This window comes from Stenotrophomonas sp. 17(2023) (assembly GCF_030345315.1).
Lineage (GTDB): Bacteria > Pseudomonadota > Gammaproteobacteria > Xanthomonadales > Xanthomonadaceae > Stenotrophomonas > Stenotrophomonas acidaminiphila.
In genome coordinates this window covers 404,787-421,281 of sequence record NZ_CP128405.1, presented here as the reverse complement: position 1 = coordinate 421,281, position 16,495 = coordinate 404,787, and the positions used below count along the sequence as shown (strand labels likewise).

Below are 16,495 nucleotides of genomic sequence, written 5' to 3'. Positions count from 1 at the left end.
CGGAGCATCTGACAGTACCCGACACCAAGCTGCCGCCAGGTCGAGCAGAGGATCGGACTACGCTGCGAGGACCAAGTTGCACCCTCGCGGCTCAACCGCCTCCAGTTACATGCACAGCTTTTCGATCCGTTTAGGGCGATCCTGCTGCGCTCCGATTCTATTGAGACACCTTTGAATGCCAGGATCCGGTCAGAACCACGTTTGGGATTTGCCAGCCTTGGCGCCTACTGGTGTACTAGAAACGACAGGAGCAGCTCCAAGGCACGACTAGTTCCCAGCAATGAGCCCCCCTTGGCGGGCTCCGAGACTCGAACGCACCACGCTCGCGGTTGACTGGGGCAACTGACGTTGGACTTCGATGGCTTCTTCCGGCCTTGCTTGTCTGCATTGCCAGCTCTCCGCTATGTAACTGATTGAACATGAACGAAAATAGGCGAACCCGGCCCGTGAACTCAATCGATGCCCATGGCGATGTACAGCGTGCTGCCGTCTCATCCCCAAGGACTGCCTCAGGGCCCCTAGCCCACGAACCTCGCTTCGACTTCGGGATCGGAGTTGCCTCAGCGGAAGACCAAACTTCAACAATCAAAGAACTACTGGCTGAGCTCAACCATGAACGTGAGAAAACCGATAACAGCGGCTCTCATTACGACATCAAGAACCTGAGCACGGTGCTCCGCTTTGTTTCTTCGATCACCGGCAGGCAATACCGGCGAAAAACAGAAGAGCATCCGCTTTCGACGCTGAGGACAATCAAGCTTCTGCATCGGGCGTCTCGGCACATAGATGCCCACCTCATCAAACTGATTGAGTTTCCGAAGGGCGACTCACATGGAACCTTGGACTTCCTGACGATGCCATCTTCTCCAGAGGGAGAGGATGTGAAGCGCAAGATACGAGATGTCATCACGGACCTTGAGAGAGGTGTTGACTCAACAGAGGCGGCCTTGATCCGATTGATCGCCGATCCCGCTTGGGGACGGGGTCAGTACCGAAGCGAAACAAATGAACGCGTGGATGAGGTGCTCTGGGAAAGCATCCACGTCGACGATGAACTATTGAAGGATGCCGACGAATATCTGGCGAATCAGACACGCCAATTCTTGGCCGCGATACAGCCAGTTGAACGTGAACCTCGAGCACAGGTCGCCACCTGCGTCTATCTTCATCTGATCGAGTACATCCACTGGCTTCACTTCGAGCTAGTCACGCAGCTTTCGATACCGAATGACCACCCTATATCTGACATTGGCGTCGGGATGGAGGACATCTGTGCATCCGCCTCAGAACAATACGAACGTGACATCCAGGCGGGCACAAACTTCCTCGCCATAGACGAAGTAGGTGACTTTTGCGAGCGGCACGTCAGCCAACTCGCGGAACTCGTATCCAGTGTCGTGAGGAGCGACTACGATAATCGTGCATTAAGGCAGGATATCCGTCGCGCACGACTACTTCTCTGCATCTACCTTCTGGAAGCCAAGGTCCCATTACAGTCATTCAATCGTCCAATCGGGATTGCACATCTCGCTGCAGCCTTCGCATCAGTCTTGCACCAGCGAAATCACAAGGTCGCCTTGGTCAAGAAGTCGGTCAAGTACGGCCCCAGATTCTCTGACCCTCAAAGGCAGTTGGATCAGTACGTCAAAGGAGAGACCAGATACATTCCGTATACAACCCAGCACCTCTACATGGCGAGGATGAAGTGGTACCTCTGGGTCTTACTTGGTCGGAGGGACAAAGCTGAATCCCATAGGTCGTATCTGCTCGCACAAACCGAGTTGATGAGAGAGATTTTCATGTCGCTATCGCCCGCAGTGATATCCCAATACATCGACGCATACCGTGAGTGGATGCTGCATGCTGCCAATGACTTCGTACGCGCCCATGGAGACGATCAGTTCAGCTACGTGCCCTTAGTTCGCTACTAGTCGATCAACTGCACTATGTATTTTTTTACAGTCTCCCAATATTTATGGAGATGGGCAGACTCACACCTAGCAAAGCTGATCACTTAACGAACAGCATAGGGCGGGGGAATACGAGACGCGCACTTACCGTTTCTTCCCAAAGCACGATAAGACTAATCGAGACCCATCTCCACGCAGCCGACGGAAGCAACGCCGTCGGCTTTTCATTAAACAAGGAGAAAGGGTACACGTTTATGGCCAGCTTCCACCACTGCATCAAGAGCGGCAAGAAGGGAAACGCACGCGAACACGCTGCCTACATCGAGCGGCACGGCCGCTACGAGAATCGTGGCGAGGATCTGATCCATTCGGCTTACGGCAACATGCCTGCATGGGCCGCAAGTAATCCAGCCCTGTTCTGGCGCATGGCCGACAGACACGAACGCGCAAATGGCGCGGCCTATCGAGAGCACGAGATTGCGTTACCCAACGAACTGGGTATCGGACAGCTGGTCGCGCTGACAGAAAGGATAGTGCGCGAACTGGTCGGGAACAAACCGTACCAATACGCGATCCACGCGCCTGACGGTTCGTTAGGGGCAATCCCGAACCCACACGTGCATCTGATGTACTCGGATCGGATGCCCGATGGAATCCAGCGCGAACCGGAGCGGATGTTCTCGCGCTACAACCCGAAGAACCCAGAACTGGGAGGCTGTCGAAAGGATAGCGGCGGACTATCTCCTCTGGAACTCCGAGCCAACGTCATCCACATGCGCAAAACCATCGCTGACCTACAGAACAAGGCCTTGGCCGATGGCGGCCACGAAGCCCGCGTCGATCACCGCAGTCTGCGAGAGCAGGGTCGTGAGCGCTGCCCTGAGCGCCATCTGGGCCCCGCTCGCATCCGGGGCATGTCCACAGATGAGAAGGCCGTCTACGCCGTCCACCGCAACGGTGAGCCATGACCAGGGCACCACCTTGTGTCCAGATGCTCCGAAGTAAGTTGATTCTGCGATCTTGTCGCAGAATCGCTAAGGATTTCACGATTGCAGTACTATAAAAGGCCCCGACTTGCGGTCGGGGCCTCGGGGCGTGCTGCGATCGGCCGATCAGATGACAATGTTGCCGAAGTAGGCGTTGAACAATCGGACATAGGACTTCTTGTCCTTCGGCGCCACGCCCACTTGGATAGCGCCCCATATTTCGATCAATGCCAGCGCGGCGTTGAGTCGGGTGCGATCACGAACTGGGCCATTGCGCAGCACGTGGTTCTTGGGGATAACTGTGTCCGAATTCGGACCGAGCCATAACCGAGTGCGCAGGTAAGCCACGACAGCTTGAGCATCCACCTGATCCTGAGGCATGACGAACTGGCGCGAAAACAGGCGCTTGAACTGGTCGACGTGCCACCGTACCAGAGCAAAAGCGCGCTCCAACGTATCAAGCGTGATCTTTCCGACCTCGCCATTGAAGTAGTGCAATGCCGCCGCGAGGCGGCCCAGTATCTCCATCAGCTTCGAGGCGAAATCAGTGATGTCACTCAGGTACTCGCCCTGGCGCAACATCTGCTCGGTCTGAATCGCCAGATCGAACCACCGCGATTTCGCATCGTCCGAGAACTCGATGATCTCGCGCGTGACCTTCCCTGGTTCGATCATGGTCCGGTACTGCTCAAGCAATTCGCCGACGCGTTCATGGAACTTCGGCAGGTGCTCCCAGACCAGTTCGTTCTGATTCACCCAGCGCGAGCCCTGCTTCGTTGCCGGCCAGCCGACCAGGTAGCGCGCCCAGTGGCCGCTTCCCTTGGCAACCGAACCACGCTTCTCCATGTATGCCCTAAGCGGCGCCGATTGGGTCATGATACTCACAGAAACGCGCGGATTCATCGCCAAGATCTGATCGCCACCGGCGCGATCCAGTGGCAACACCTCCGGCGAATCCCACAAGCGGTTGAGCAACCCTAGGTGGGACATCGCCGCGCTCTGGAACAACAAATGGCCCTCGTCGGTGGTGATGGCAATCGACTCGCCATCACCCTGCAAGGCCTCCATAATCGCCTTCGCCGTGATGTCCTGGCGTAGGAAGCAGCGCAGGCGCGGCATTTTCGGCTTCACCTCAGCGTGCGCCAACAGCTGCTCATTCAGTTCAACGGTGGATTCGCTCTTGCTGGCGGCCTTGCTGATGGCGCGACTGAGACCCTTGTTCTTCGCGCGCCACGCATCAAGCTCCCCCTGATACCGTTCCATCTTCGTCACGAACGCGCGCTGGGCGTTCGTGTCCCATTCGCTGAACGGCCTGTGCAGCAGCGAATACACCGTTGACTTACGCTCGCCGGATTCGGCCACGATCAACAGGTTCTGCGACACCGGTCGCACTTGTCCGTTCGGCAACTTCACGTCGATCAAACTTTGGCAGGCCAGTGAAATAGCGCTGATCAGCCCCATGCCGATTAGCGCGTCCGGTGCCTGCACGTTCTGAATCAGCTCGAAGCCAGCTTCACGGACAATCACCGGGAATGCATCCATTGGGTACGGCGGAAGCGCTCGCGGATCGGAGAACATGCCGTTCATTATTCACCCTCCTGCTTTTCATCCACTACCTCCGCCACATACACGGCGGAGTCCAAGGGGCGATAGCACGAGGCACAGACCGCCACTTCGCCCGATTCAGCGCGACGCTTGCGCTCTGCGATCAGTAGCTTGCGGAAGCGCGGCGCGTGGACCGCGTATCCATAAGCCTCTGCAAACAGCTCGATCACACGACGCAGCGGTACTTTGCGGGCTAGGTGCTTCTCGATATTCGGATATGCCTGGACAAAGTCGTCAACCTTCCTCTGTCTGCCGCCCGCAGGTTCATTTTCTAGCGCAAGCTGGAGCCTCTTGAGCGCGCTATCATTGGCAGGCGCAGGTACATTCTCGATACTCATCAGTTCTTACCTTTGATCTTGTCCATGAACTGGGCGCTGCGTCCCTCAAGCCAGGCAACGGCCTCGTGCCTCCAGTAGCCTTTGGGTGAGCGGGGGGTGTCATACAGAGGAAAGCCAACCGGGAAGGTCGGGTCGAACCCCGGATCTTTCGGGTTCATCATTGCGTAGGCCTTGCTCCTGCCTACTCTCGTGAGCTCCAGGAGGTCAGGGAATCGCAGCACGAGACCAGCCGACACCCCGATCTGCTCGTCGGTGTTCGTCCTAGTACGCTGCAGGTTCCTTTCGCCGATGTTCCGTTCCCGGGGACACATCGGCATCTTCGTTTTCGATTCTTTGTGGGCGAGCATGGTCATCTCCTTGTAAGTGTCGGTCTTCAGCGACCGATGCCTACGGTATGCACTCGCTCCAATCGGGTCAGTGGAAAATTTTTTGGGTTTTCTGCAACCCTCTCCCTGGTTCTGGCCCGCCCATGACGGGCTCCCCCCCTCCCATATCTCGTTAGGAGTGGGTATACGGCATGAAGTCCGTCTTACCGCCCAACGCATTCGTGAGGTGGATGGAGGACGACGCTCGGGAAAATATCCTTGCTGGCGCGCGACAGACCCAAGGTCCAGATGGTCGTAGAGGTAGACGGCCTGCAGCGGGCACGTTTCCGCGAGCGGCCGCCCTGGATCTGGCCGGCGGCGATCGGTCGGATGCCACTGCCCTGATCAAGGCCGCCCGGCGCGTGCGCAACAACCTATTTCACGGCGGCAAGGAAGAGCCGGGCGATCAACCGTTCGATGGCGATGACGACGAATGGGGCCGCGCCGCCCTGGACGTGGCCGAGATCTTGCTGGATCTAGTAGACAATGACGCCTTTGGCCCACCCAAGCCTCGATCCCTCACTGTGGGTCAAACCACGCTCGCAAACGCTCATGAAGCTGATTGCCCAGGCCAACGTCAAATTCGGCCGCGGCGTGAGGGGCATGGCGTTATCGACCTAGCGATCTTGGAAACCCACGCTGACCAAACAACGCCTGCATGCCCTCGTTTCCCAAGCTGAAACGCGTCTTTAGCGCTCCATTGACTGCCTGATGGAACGTATGAGATACGACGGGCTACCGCGCTCAATCACTAAAAAGGAAAAAGAAACCAGCTCCAGGAGGGGGGGGCCGAAGCCCCCCTCACAACACGGTGTGCTCCCTCATGGGTCATCCAAGGTCTTTGACCATGCGAGCAACCTTGGCTTCTAACCTGTCCTCGAGCCTGGACGACCGCATCTTAGTCGGTGATCCGCTGTCCTCAACCGCTAGATGTGTAAACCCAGCACATCCTTTTCTAGTTCCCCGAAAGCTCCGTTGGCAAAACCTTGGCGGGCGGCTTCGTCCAGTGCTGCCTGGTCATAGGCTCCACAACGTCATCCACATCGATCCACTGACCGCCACCAACGTCTAAGCCACCACTGGCCCGGGCTGCAACACAGATCCGGGCCATGGAGAGCTTCTAAAGAGAAGCAAAGACTGCACAAAATTGCCTTGTGGATTGAACTCAGACAATCGAAAGGCACCATTCGCTCAGATCAGGAGGTGGCGCCCCCGATTTAATGGAGCAGCTTGAGCTTGCCGTTGTGCAGCAGGTACTCGCTCTTCTGCTCCAACGTGGGACAGCAATGCGGATCATCCGGTCCGAGCGTCAGGGACGTCAGCTTAATCACCTCATTCTCGATAACGATATCGCTGTTGGAGCTCCCAGAGCCGCCCACGGGCAAGGCGTTGGCAAACTTCAGCGACCCATCGGCTTCCCGTAAAAACACAGCCAGATATTGTGTCGACCTGTTCTCCGAAGGGATCTCAATTGAGAACAGGACTGCCGCATCATCGACCTTGTCACCATTGATGTCCCCAACTACCACCTGGCGGGCCTCCTTGAACTCATCACCCATTACCGTACTCGATGTGACCGCAATGGCACCCTCTATTACAGCACCATCGGATGCACTGACAGCATTAGCGGGCACCTGTTCCATCATCGGCACTGGAGCTTCGGCTTGTGGATTCGGCGCAGGCGAATCAACCGCCGCACTCATCGTCGCCACGCTCCCAGGATCTTCGATACCCAATCCTTTCATCGTAGCCGGATCAAGACCGCTGCACTGGGCCGCGGCGAGAATCGTTGCCTCACCGATATCTGGAGGAATTAATTTGTTGTCCCGCATCGCCTCCAAGGCATCTACTCCATACTTGTCCTTCATCTTCCCGTAGTAGCACGTGCAACTCTTCTTCGCTCCTCCCCCGTTCACACATGCCGCAACTATTTCACTTCTGATCTTTCCATCACAGGACGCCAGTACGATGCAGGCCATGATGAGCAACAGGCCACTTGACCATTTGTTGACCATGATCAGCTCCTCCTCGTGACAATGAATCCGAGGACCCCCAGCATCAGCAGGCCACCAATGACCTTTCCGAGTCCTGGGAAGAGGATGATCGGCCAGAATATGGCGCCCCCCAGGTTGTACATGAAGCCCCTGTAAGCTTGATCGCCCCACCAGTTTCCATAGATGGCGAACACGAAGATCATCAACACATATAAGCCGATCACCAAACCACGCATCACATCTCCCCTGTTTATGTTTGATTGAACGAACATGCCTGATCTAGCACCATGCCGGATCACTCGCGATCAGTTCCTGTCTTGCAGATACCGGTTCACGGCCCGAAACAGTTGTCTGACGTCACGCTCGTCGGGCATGTTCAACTCGGCGAAGCGCCGGCCCTCGATGTAGACGTACTTACCTTCGGCCGCGATCTCCGGTACATCTTTCCAAAGGCGCGCATCGGGCGCCTCGAACGCCGCCCTGTACCGGATCTCCATCTCAGTGATCAGCACGCCATCGGCCGCCCCACCGAACACGGTGTTGTCGATCAGCGCGACTACCTCTTTCGGATGCAGTCCTCCACCGTAGCTGTCTAAAGCGCCGTTGAGCTTCTTCAACGGAATGTTCGGAGCCACGAACACTCGTTCGAACGGTTCTGCGTTGAACCGCAGCCCTTGCAGCGCTTCCCGGAGCATCGATCGCGGCGGCGACTGTGGACGCGGGGGCGGCTCAGGACGAGCGGACTGCCGTGCCTTTACGCGCTCGTAATGGGCTCTTTCTTGCGGGTCCATCTCCGCGACGCAAAGCGCTTCAAGCCACTCCTCGGTAAGGCCCTCAAACTTCTCGATGAGCCCCTGGCTACTCGTCTGCGACAATCCCATTTTGGACAGCACCATAAGCAGCGCGTCCTTGCGGGGCACCTTCAGATCGAACCCACCCACTGCGCCATCACGGTGAAAGAACACAAACGACATCATCCGGACATCTTCTTCCCCCATCTCGCACTCCCGTCCAAATACTTGGGAGAACGCCCTCAGGAACTCGTCCTTGTAAACCTCGCTGACCTCATGGAACTGGGTGAAATTTCCGCCAAACGCTTCCTTGAAAGACTCCGGAAGTCCTGAAAGTCCGTAGTAGTGCAGCATCAGGAAGAGCGTAAGTGAAACTTCGACGACCTGCGCATCAATCGATCCGTGCCCTTGCTTCGGGAAACTCTTGGCGAAGCCTTTAATTTCCGAGAAATGCTCGACAACGTAAGGCATCTGGCGATCGATCAGCTCGTCGATGAGAAGCGCCTCTTCCCCGAGCCCGCACTGTAGGGCCAACAGAGCTCGACGGTGGATACCCAACAGACGCTCCGCGCCAGAACCGGCATGACAGGAATTCGTTGTGCCGGTTGTGCTATCCACCGGTTGCGACGACGCCGATTTGAGTGCGGTCGCCAGGCGCGAGGCGAAGAGCTGAATCGCCACTTGGTCGATCACGACAGCCTTAAAGAACTCACTACCGTTGATCATTACCCGGCTGTCCGGCCCCGAATCCACCAGTCGGATGTCCCGAAACAGCATCCGACGCGGCGTTTCGAACTTTTGCTTGCAGTAGATTGCATCGCCGGTGACCAACAGGCCTTCCTTGGCCCCGCCGAACACGGTGTCGTCCAGCAGGACAAGAACATCGCGTGGCGCGACGCTCAGCGCATACGAGGAAATCGCCCCTTCCAGCTTCTTGAGCGGAATCTTGGGTCGCGCATAGACGTTGTCGTGGAACCACTCCCACTCTGGCTTCAACAGGATGGGTGCCACATCGGGGGCAGCGGCCTCGGCAGAGGGCTGTGCCTCGGGGGGCGGAGGCGATCGACTCCCAGAATGGGATGAGGCCTTTCTTTGATCGAACTGCGCACGCGCCTGCGGCTCGTTGAGCACCCGGTAGGCCTGGTTGACCTCCTGCATCTTCCCGGTCGCCCACGCTTGGGTTTCAGCGTCGGACTGGGCGTAGCGGTCCGGGTGGTACTGACTGCGACGGCCCTTGTAGGCCAACTCGATCTCATCGCGTCCGGCGTTCGGACGGACGCCCAGAATTTCGTAAGGATCCATGCTGACTTTCTTCCTCCCTGTTTCTCATCGCCCACATGGCTACAGCCATGCGGACCTACTAGCTTGACACGACCCGAGGCCTCTATCTAGAAAATAGAGTCTGCCACACCAATAGAGGCTTCGTCATGATCCAGAGCGTACCCATACCACCTGCGCTCGGTGCCCGATTCCTCGCCCCGCTCCCTGTTCGCCGCTCGCCTAATCCAGGCGCGGCAGCTGCGTGGCCTAAGCCAACGTGCACTGGGCGATCGCATGGGCTTGGGTAAGGACAAGGGCTCCTCGCGGATCAACCGTTACGAGCACCAGGTCACAGCGATCGGCTTCGACAACCTGGGACTGCTGGCCCAGTTATTAGAAGTGCCCGTGGCCTACCTGCTAGCCGACGATGCCGCCATGGCCGATGCCATCCTGGCGTTGGCCCAGGCCGATGAAGGCCAGCGCGATGTCCTGGCCACATTGATCCCAGCACTGCTTCAAGATCCAGCCCTGTTGCCCAAGCTGGCCAAGCTGCTGCAACTGTCGAAGCGGGATCAGGCCAAAGCACTGAGCGAGTTGACCAACAAGGACTGACGGCGAGTCAGCCCCCGTTCAATCGCGGCATCCACAATTCCGCGTGGGATTCGCCAAGCTTCCGCCGACTCACCACCCCGCAGCAGATGGGTGCCGTAGGTATTTCGGAACGGCTCGGCTACCTCGTAGCACCACACGCACGGGAACTACCCCCTTCTGTGGCTCCCAGGCCTGATCCAGGTACTCGATCCGATCGATGCATGCCTGGATGAACCCCAGCTCGCCCTCGAAGCGGGAGCTATCGATGACTCCATAGTCGACGAGCGCCTGCTTGACTCCTATGGCCACATAGGCCAGATCGATCGTATCGGCCACCTCCACCATCTTTCTCTTCCAAGAAGTGCCCGGCCCGCAGGCCGGGCGCTGTGCCATACCGGATTGCAGGCCTATATAAATCCTCGGGTCGCCATCGAGATCGCCTCCCGCGCCGTCACCACGAAGTGATCCAGCAGCCGGATATCAACCAGCCCCAAAGCCGCCTTCAGCCGGGTCGTCAGGACACGATCGGCCTCGGAAGGCTCGGCTTGACCGCTGGGATGGTTGTGGGCCAGCAGGACTGCAGCGGCGTTCAAAGCCAACGCTCGCTGGACCACGATGCGCGGATGCACCTCAGCCCTATCGATGGAGCCGGAGAACAGCCGCTCCACCGCGAGCAGACAATGCCGTGTATCGAGGAAGGCGACCTCGAAGTGCTCCCGCGCCTCACCTCCCAACCGCATGCGGAAAAAGGTGCTGCAGGTGGCCACATCACTCAGGCAGGCGCCTTGGTCCAGGATCCTCCGCTCCAGTAGCCGCAGCGCGCGGACGATGGCCCGGTCCTCCAGCGCCCGGGCCCCGATTGAGGAGACCGCTCGGGCCGCGGTCGGCGCACGCACACGTGACCGGGCCTGCATCAGGCCACCAGCTTCATCACTTCACCCCAGGCCCGCTGCTTGATCTGGGCACCGGCCCCGAACCAAGCTGCATCCCGTCGATGATCGTCGCTGCGTGCGCGGCGATGGTGGTCGACGTACTCGGTCACGCTGTTGAGCAGGCCCCACGCCGTACCGCGGCTGGAGGCCATCAGAGCACCCCGTCCACCGCCCTCGTACAGCGAGCGCACATTGGCCATGGCCTGCTCGTTGACCACTATGGCTTTACCGTCCGGTGCGGCGTAGGTGAGTACCCGGCGCAGCAGTCCTTCCACCGAATCCGGATCTACCGGCCGTTCCACCAGCACCTTCATCCGGGCCACGAACTCATCCCAGGAAGACACCGTGATACCCAGCTGCCGCTTCACCACATCCGGGTCGAACTGGCTGCGGTGCGGCACCTTGATCGCCCCGGTGGCGTTGCCCAATGCGATGGACAGGGTGTTGTTGCAGACCACCCGGACCGAGGTGAACTGCGCGGTGGTAGCCAGCGTGCCATCGCAGGCGGTGGCCAGCAGCAGGTAGCCGTCCACCTTGTCCCGGCCCTTGAGCGTGGTGCTCTGTCCGGTCCGGGCCAGCGCCCAGAACTTACGACCCTCGCGCAGCACGCCGGCGGTTTCCAGCTCGAAGCCATTGCTAACGGTCAGGTCCCGATAGAACTCCAGGATCTGGCCAGGCTGCACGACCTGGAAACGCTTGGACACCACCGACAGCGGCTTGCGAGTGTCGGAGCGGTACAGCACCTTCTGCTCGGGGAAGGCATGGATGACGCCGACGGAATTGTTGCCAGCCACGTAGCGCACCTCTGCTTCCTCAATCTCCCAGTCCATGCCGGACTGCTGCTTCCAGACCTCTATGGGCTGCTGCGGCGCGAGTCGGCTACCCAGACCATGCCAGGGAGTCCGCCCGACATAGGCCATTGTCTCGACCAAATGCATTGTAGTTTCCTTAGTAGATGTGCGTCATAAATGCACAAGGCCCGGACGATGTCGGGCCTTGTGCGGGACGCTTTGAGTGGATGGAATCAGGGGATCCGGGGACCTTTGCAGGTCGAGCATTTGGCGACGCCGACCAGCATCGCCGCCGCAACCATAAGGACACAGTAGATCGTTTCGACCTTGCCTTTGCTCACATCAATTCACCTCTGGCAGGCACATCAGTGCGGAGTGCCTGGACGCGAAACCAGGCTCCACCGGCTTCAAGGAGGTGTTATAGGTCTGAGATTTCGTTCAATCGTCACTGCCACCGGCTATGAAAGTGACGGTCACGCGGGAAACGTCCACCCTCTGTCCGAGGTGTAGTCGCCCCCAAAAGGATGGCATAGCGTAAGACTTTGCCTGCATATGACTGATCTTCCGGAGCCGAAGGCCGACCTGCTTGCCCCGTATTAGGGAAGGTCTGAACAACCTACCGAACCGCCTTGGTTTCGAGCTTCTCGACTCGAAATAGGGGGACGCGAGGATCGCAGCGAGATTCGGCTCTATTCGTCACCACTCGACCGATTTCGCCATTCAGCGAACACACTCATCTTGCCGCCGGCATCAATCACCGGCGCGACAGCCACAGATTCGATAGTGCGAACAGCGTCAGCACTTGCGCCGCGATCTTCGCGATGCCGCGATGGCAAACCTTCGCGTAGCTAAACTGCCGCCTGATTACCCGGAACGGGTGTTCCACTTCCGCGCGAACGCTGGAATTCAACCACTCCAGCCTGTGCACTTGCTTCTGCTCGCACAGGCTCTTCATCGCTTTGATCACAGACGGCTTCTCCGCGATCAGGCCGCGCTCGCATTGCTCAACTCATCGCACTTGGCGATGCCTTAGTAGCCACCATCTCCGGACCCCACATCCTCTCCTGCGTGCAGAAGCCTGTGCGCCTTCGACACGTCCAACATATTTGTCGCTGTGCATTCCACGCGGCGCACCAGCCCCGATACATCGTCGACCCCGAGTGCGCCTTCATACCGAAGAGCAACTGGTTCTCCTTCCTCACCTGATGCATCTCCGGGTCGCGCTCGCCATCCGCGCTATTCGTAGAGCTCGACGCGTCGACGATCGTCCCCAACCGCTGGCCCTGGCTCTTGCGCTGCAAGTGCATGTTGACCTGCTTGAAGATCTTCTTGGCCCGGCCGTGCATCTCCAGCAGGTGGCAGAAGCTCAAGATTGTCGCCCCATCCGGGATGTCATCCATACCACCCAACTTCGCGAACCGACGTATCACCAGCGTTTCGACCAGCACCTCTTCCATCCAAGGATCCCTCGTACTGAAGGAATTGAATCCGCAGCATCGTCGCCAAGTGGTACGACTGCCGGCCAGGCCGGGCCAACTTCGGGTAAGGTAGTTGCGAACGTCATTCCGGCGGACTGGACGACGCGATTGCTTTCCAGCCCTCGTCAAAGGTAAACGATTTAGCAGTACCCGCCGGGTTCCGGATGCGCAAGATGCGGCGCTGCTGGGGGATAGTGGCAAACTCTACGACATACAGCCAATAAGCCTCGTGCTTCTGTAGAGCGTGGCGGAACTGGGTATGCGACAGCGTCACAGGACGATGCTCCAGAGCGCCAGTCATGGCCTTGACTTCGATCCAGCGTACGGGCTGGTTACCCGTATCCTTCTCCAGCAAGTCGAAGCCTGCGTTACCGGCTTCAGTCGCATACAGGTACGGTTCTGCTTCAAGGATGTGCTTTATAGCCTCCGCTTCAATGTGCATACGCTGTGTCTGAGTGAGGCCATCTGGATCCGCCTCTTCCTCGTCTGGATGAGCCCCAACATAGGAAATGAATGGGCGACCGCCCACGCTGCCTGGCGTGCGTTTTCCGTATCCAGCCGCTGCCGGAAATGAGCTGCTACCAGAGGCGCTGGTCCAGCTTCCTCCACCTCCAGCACCACCAACTCGGCCATTCACCGACGATCTGTTTCCTGATTGTGCACTAGCACCACGACCGAAGCCGCTAGCTTCGGAATCCTGCAGATCATGCGAGCCCTCCGGGATGTCAGGCATATCATCGCCGTACAAGTCCTTGTTCTCGTCGTAGACGGAGCCTACAGGCGTGGGATTGCCCCCTGCATCTATGCCGGCCGGTGCTTCTGGTACTTGAACCTTGGGTGCAGCATCTACCTCATCGAAAGGCCGCGCGACACCGAACTTCTCGGCTACCAGTGCAGCTAGATCAGATTCTGTCAGCTTAAACTTTCGCAGCAAGTCAAGAGCGGCGGGGTCAACGTCTGCTTCCTTTGCTAACTGATCGAAGGCATTTGGCTTGAAGATGATCTTGGATTGAAGGAATGGATTCGCCTTCCAGCCAAGGCTCTCAAACACGACAAGCTGGGGTGGAACTAGGTCGCCACTCGCATCAGGAACCCATGATGCTTCATTGAGATCCCGCACGAACGAAGCGGGATAGGGAGGGGAATTTCGCTTGCCGCGATGCGTCCAAGTGTACGTCCCCTCAAAAACACCCCGCCCTCGACGCTCCTCCAAGTCACCGAGGCTCTCCCAGATCAAGCGAGCACGGTCGATACGTTGTTCTACTGAAAGGTTCGGCAGGTGTTCTATCAACTTTGCGAAGCCGTAAAGCATCCAGTCTTCGACATGATCGTTCTGCCCCGAGGTTTCCGGATAGCCTGAAAGGACACGAAGCGCCTTGAGTCGATCACTCCACCAGTGCTCACGAGACGTTCTCACGGGCCGCGGGTACCGTAATGCTCCGCACGCCTCCAAAAGTTCGCGAACATCCTCGCCTCTTAGGCAGTCATAGCTGTTATCCACAATGGACACGTCTTCCACGCCATCGAACAACTTGACCAGCCGATCAGTGGCGATGTAAATCCTTCCAGGCCGCTCAAGATAGTCGTCACCATTACTGGTGGAAATTGCCATGACAAAGCAGGATTTTTTTAGTTCTTCAGTTAAGAGGAAACGCTTTGACGCAGAATCCGTCTTGAACGCCGAAAGGATTCTGGCAATGTCTTCCTCGTAGTTGGAAACGTCAATTTCACCGTCTTCCTGGTACTTCGGCAGTACTTTCCGAATGACCGCATCAACCGGATCAGGCGTATGCAGCCCTAGTGATGTCAGGAATTCGATTGCCGCCTCGGAGGTGCAAGCCGAAGGCTTTACAGTCGGAAATCCGGTTTCCTCGCCTGTCGGCAGGAAGGCATTGAGTTGGCCATCCGTCTTGGCCGCAACATGTGTTCCGTCGAGCAGGCGAACAAGCGGCGTGTTCGCCAGCAGCGGCTTGATTGCGCTCTGATCCTTCAGGAACTCGTACACGCTTTCAATCCACTCGTCGGTTTGCGATTCAAGGAAGCTCTTGGTCAACATCGGAAAGATGTCACGAGGATGGACTTCCTTGATCTCCAGCTCCTTGGTGATGAACTGTCGGATGTCATTGGCACGATCCTGCGTGATTTCGCCAGTAAGCCAATGGGTGTTTTTTACACCGTACAGTGTCGAAAGCTGATCACTGTTGAACAGCTCGTGCAGCCCGGATGTGCGACCCAACTTCGATTCTTCGGAAAGCAGGTAGCCGCCATCGTTGTCAGGCAGGAAGCGCTGATCCTTGAACGCTTTCAGTGTCGCCTCAAACAACGGCGTGAACATGCCACCTTCGGAGAACTTGGCTCTGTCCAGGGGAAGGCAACGCAAGGCGTTTATGTCCAGCCGCTTATTGTCGCGCAGCCAGGTTATGGCCTCGACCAACAACGAGGCGGCTTCGGCGACCAGGTGATGGTTCCAGGGCTCGTCACTCCGGATATTGTCGCGGCTGGGGGTGCTCTGGAATGGGCCTTGCAAATAGAACCCAAGATTGGTGGCATGGGCCGTTGGGAAGAACACCACTAGAGGCGACGACGGGAGCGGCTGCACTGACCACTTGCCTTTGTTGCCTTTCTCCGTGACGACAGAGAAGGCTAATTCAACGCGTCCCTTGCCCACGTCGCGCTGGAACACTAGCCAATCCTGGTCGACATCCACCGACCCTGAGCCCTGACCAATGACCTTGATCCGGCTGACGTTGTCACCCAAAGCTTCCGGGTCATCGCGCAGGTACAAACCGGATTCGCCGCCTTCGATACTCCAGGAAACTTCCCGAATGTGGCGGAGGAAGAGCAGGGAGCTCGCACCTAACGCTTTGAGGCCCGCACTGATGCGGCTCTTGAGCGCGCCCCCACCAGTCTTCAGCGGCAAGAAGATCTGGGTTTCATCGCCGTTACGCCGCACTTTGTCTGCAGTTCTGGGGAAGACATAGTCTTCTATGACGAAGTCTTCGTCGCCAGAATGGATCTCCGGCAAATCTGATACCTTGTACACCGACTTGAAGCCCAGTCCGAAGCGACCAATCGAGTTCTCGTCCTTGGTGCTCTCGGAGATGTCGCAGACGCTTCGTACATCACTCTCGGTGAACGGGTGGCCGTGGTGGGATACTTCCAGCCGGGCATCGCTCAGGGTGAAGCTGACCTGCCGGGATCCTTCCCAGGACTCGCCACGGCGCTTGAGCGCATCTTCTGCGTTCTGGAGCAGTTCATAGATAAAGTGGGTTTCGGCGTCATAGAGACCGGCGGCAAGGTCGCCTGACTTTCTCGCCCCCTTCTTGCCGTAGTCCTCGCGATTCTGCCGGCAAATTTCCTCGTAGTTCGACGCCACCATATCTTCCTAAAAGACCATTCCCCGTTCCGATGTTCGCAAGGGTAACGGAGCGGTGCAAATTCTCACCACTTCATG

Annotated in this window: 13 protein-coding genes and 1 pseudogene; 3 read left to right on the top strand and 11 right to left on the bottom strand. The window is 57.9% G+C overall.

Annotated features, from left to right (window positions below; translation table 11 throughout):
- The first annotated feature begins 446 nt into the window (after window positions 1–446).
- Complete coding sequence (locus tag QQA12_RS01760; RefSeq protein ID WP_226050522.1) at window positions 447–1,931, top strand: hypothetical protein; 1,485 nt, start codon at window positions 447–449, stop codon at window positions 1,929–1,931.
- A 233-nt stretch (window positions 1,932–2,164) separates the two neighbouring features.
- A complete protein-coding gene (locus QQA12_RS01755; protein WP_226050523.1) occupies window positions 2,165–2,878 on the top strand; it encodes a MobA/MobL family protein in 714 nt (237 codons plus the stop codon).
- 144 nt (window positions 2,879–3,022) lie between these two features.
- Here QQA12_RS01755 and QQA12_RS01750 read toward each other — a convergent pair whose 3' ends face one another.
- From QQA12_RS01750 to QQA12_RS01725, 6 genes are all read right to left on the bottom strand, one after another.
- Window positions 3,023–4,483, bottom strand: coding sequence for a YfjI family protein (locus QQA12_RS01750; protein WP_226050524.1), 1,461 nt, complete (start codon window positions 4,481–4,483; stop codon window positions 3,023–3,025).
- Window positions 4,483–4,839: a hypothetical protein gene (locus QQA12_RS01745; RefSeq protein WP_226050525.1), complete on the bottom strand. Its 357-nt coding sequence runs from the start codon at window positions 4,837–4,839 to the stop codon at window positions 4,483–4,485. The genes QQA12_RS01750 and QQA12_RS01745 overlap by 1 nt, the downstream gene beginning before the upstream one ends.
- Complete coding sequence (locus tag QQA12_RS01740) at window positions 4,839–5,186, bottom strand: hypothetical protein (protein WP_226050526.1); 348 nt, start codon at window positions 5,184–5,186, stop codon at window positions 4,839–4,841. Before QQA12_RS01740 ends, QQA12_RS01745 begins: the two co-directional genes overlap by 1 nt.
- 1,235 nt (window positions 5,187–6,421) lie before the next feature.
- A complete protein-coding gene (locus QQA12_RS01735) occupies window positions 6,422–7,219 on the bottom strand; it encodes a hypothetical protein (protein WP_226050527.1) in 798 nt (265 codons plus the stop codon).
- A gap of 2 nt (window positions 7,220–7,221) precedes the next feature.
- Window positions 7,222–7,434 carry a hypothetical protein gene (locus tag QQA12_RS01730; RefSeq protein ID WP_226050528.1) on the bottom strand — a complete coding sequence of 71 codons (213 nt, stop codon included), beginning with the start codon at window positions 7,432–7,434 and terminating at the stop codon, window positions 7,222–7,224.
- A 69-nt stretch (window positions 7,435–7,503) separates the two neighbouring features.
- Entirely contained in the window at window positions 7,504–9,291 is a 1,788-nt protein-coding gene (locus QQA12_RS01725) for a DnaJ domain-containing protein (protein ID WP_226050529.1), read from the bottom strand.
- A 159-nt stretch (window positions 9,292–9,450) separates the two neighbouring features.
- Between QQA12_RS01725 and QQA12_RS01720 the strand changes: the two genes are divergently transcribed.
- The gene (locus QQA12_RS01720; RefSeq protein WP_226050530.1) at window positions 9,451–9,861 is read left to right on the top strand and encodes a helix-turn-helix transcriptional regulator; all 411 of its coding nucleotides are present in this window, start codon (window positions 9,451–9,453) and stop codon (window positions 9,859–9,861) included.
- A gap of 386 nt (window positions 9,862–10,247) precedes the next feature.
- Here QQA12_RS01720 and QQA12_RS01715 read toward each other — a convergent pair whose 3' ends face one another.
- The 5 genes and pseudogenes from QQA12_RS01715 to QQA12_RS01695 all read right to left on the bottom strand — a co-directional run bounded on the left by QQA12_RS01715 (window position 10,248) and on the right by QQA12_RS01695 (window position 16,417).
- Entirely contained in the window at window positions 10,248–10,754 is a 507-nt protein-coding gene (locus tag QQA12_RS01715) for a JAB domain-containing protein (protein ID WP_226050531.1), read from the bottom strand.
- A complete protein-coding gene (locus tag QQA12_RS01710; RefSeq protein ID WP_226050532.1) occupies window positions 10,754–11,710 on the bottom strand; it encodes a DUF932 domain-containing protein in 957 nt (318 codons plus the stop codon). Before QQA12_RS01710 ends, QQA12_RS01715 begins: the two co-directional genes overlap by 1 nt.
- A 607-nt stretch (window positions 11,711–12,317) precedes the next feature.
- Window positions 12,318–12,467: pseudogene (locus tag QQA12_RS01705) on the bottom strand (transposase); the annotation flags it as partial.
- Between the two features lie 100 nt (window positions 12,468–12,567).
- Window positions 12,568–13,020: a hypothetical protein gene (locus tag QQA12_RS01700; RefSeq protein ID WP_226050533.1), complete on the bottom strand. Its 453-nt coding sequence runs from the start codon at window positions 13,018–13,020 to the stop codon at window positions 12,568–12,570.
- A 103-nt stretch (window positions 13,021–13,123) separates the two neighbouring features.
- Complete coding sequence (locus tag QQA12_RS01695) at window positions 13,124–16,417, bottom strand: DUF3883 domain-containing protein (RefSeq protein WP_226050534.1); 3,294 nt, start codon at window positions 16,415–16,417, stop codon at window positions 13,124–13,126.
- Window positions 16,418–16,495: the final 78 nt, after the last annotated feature.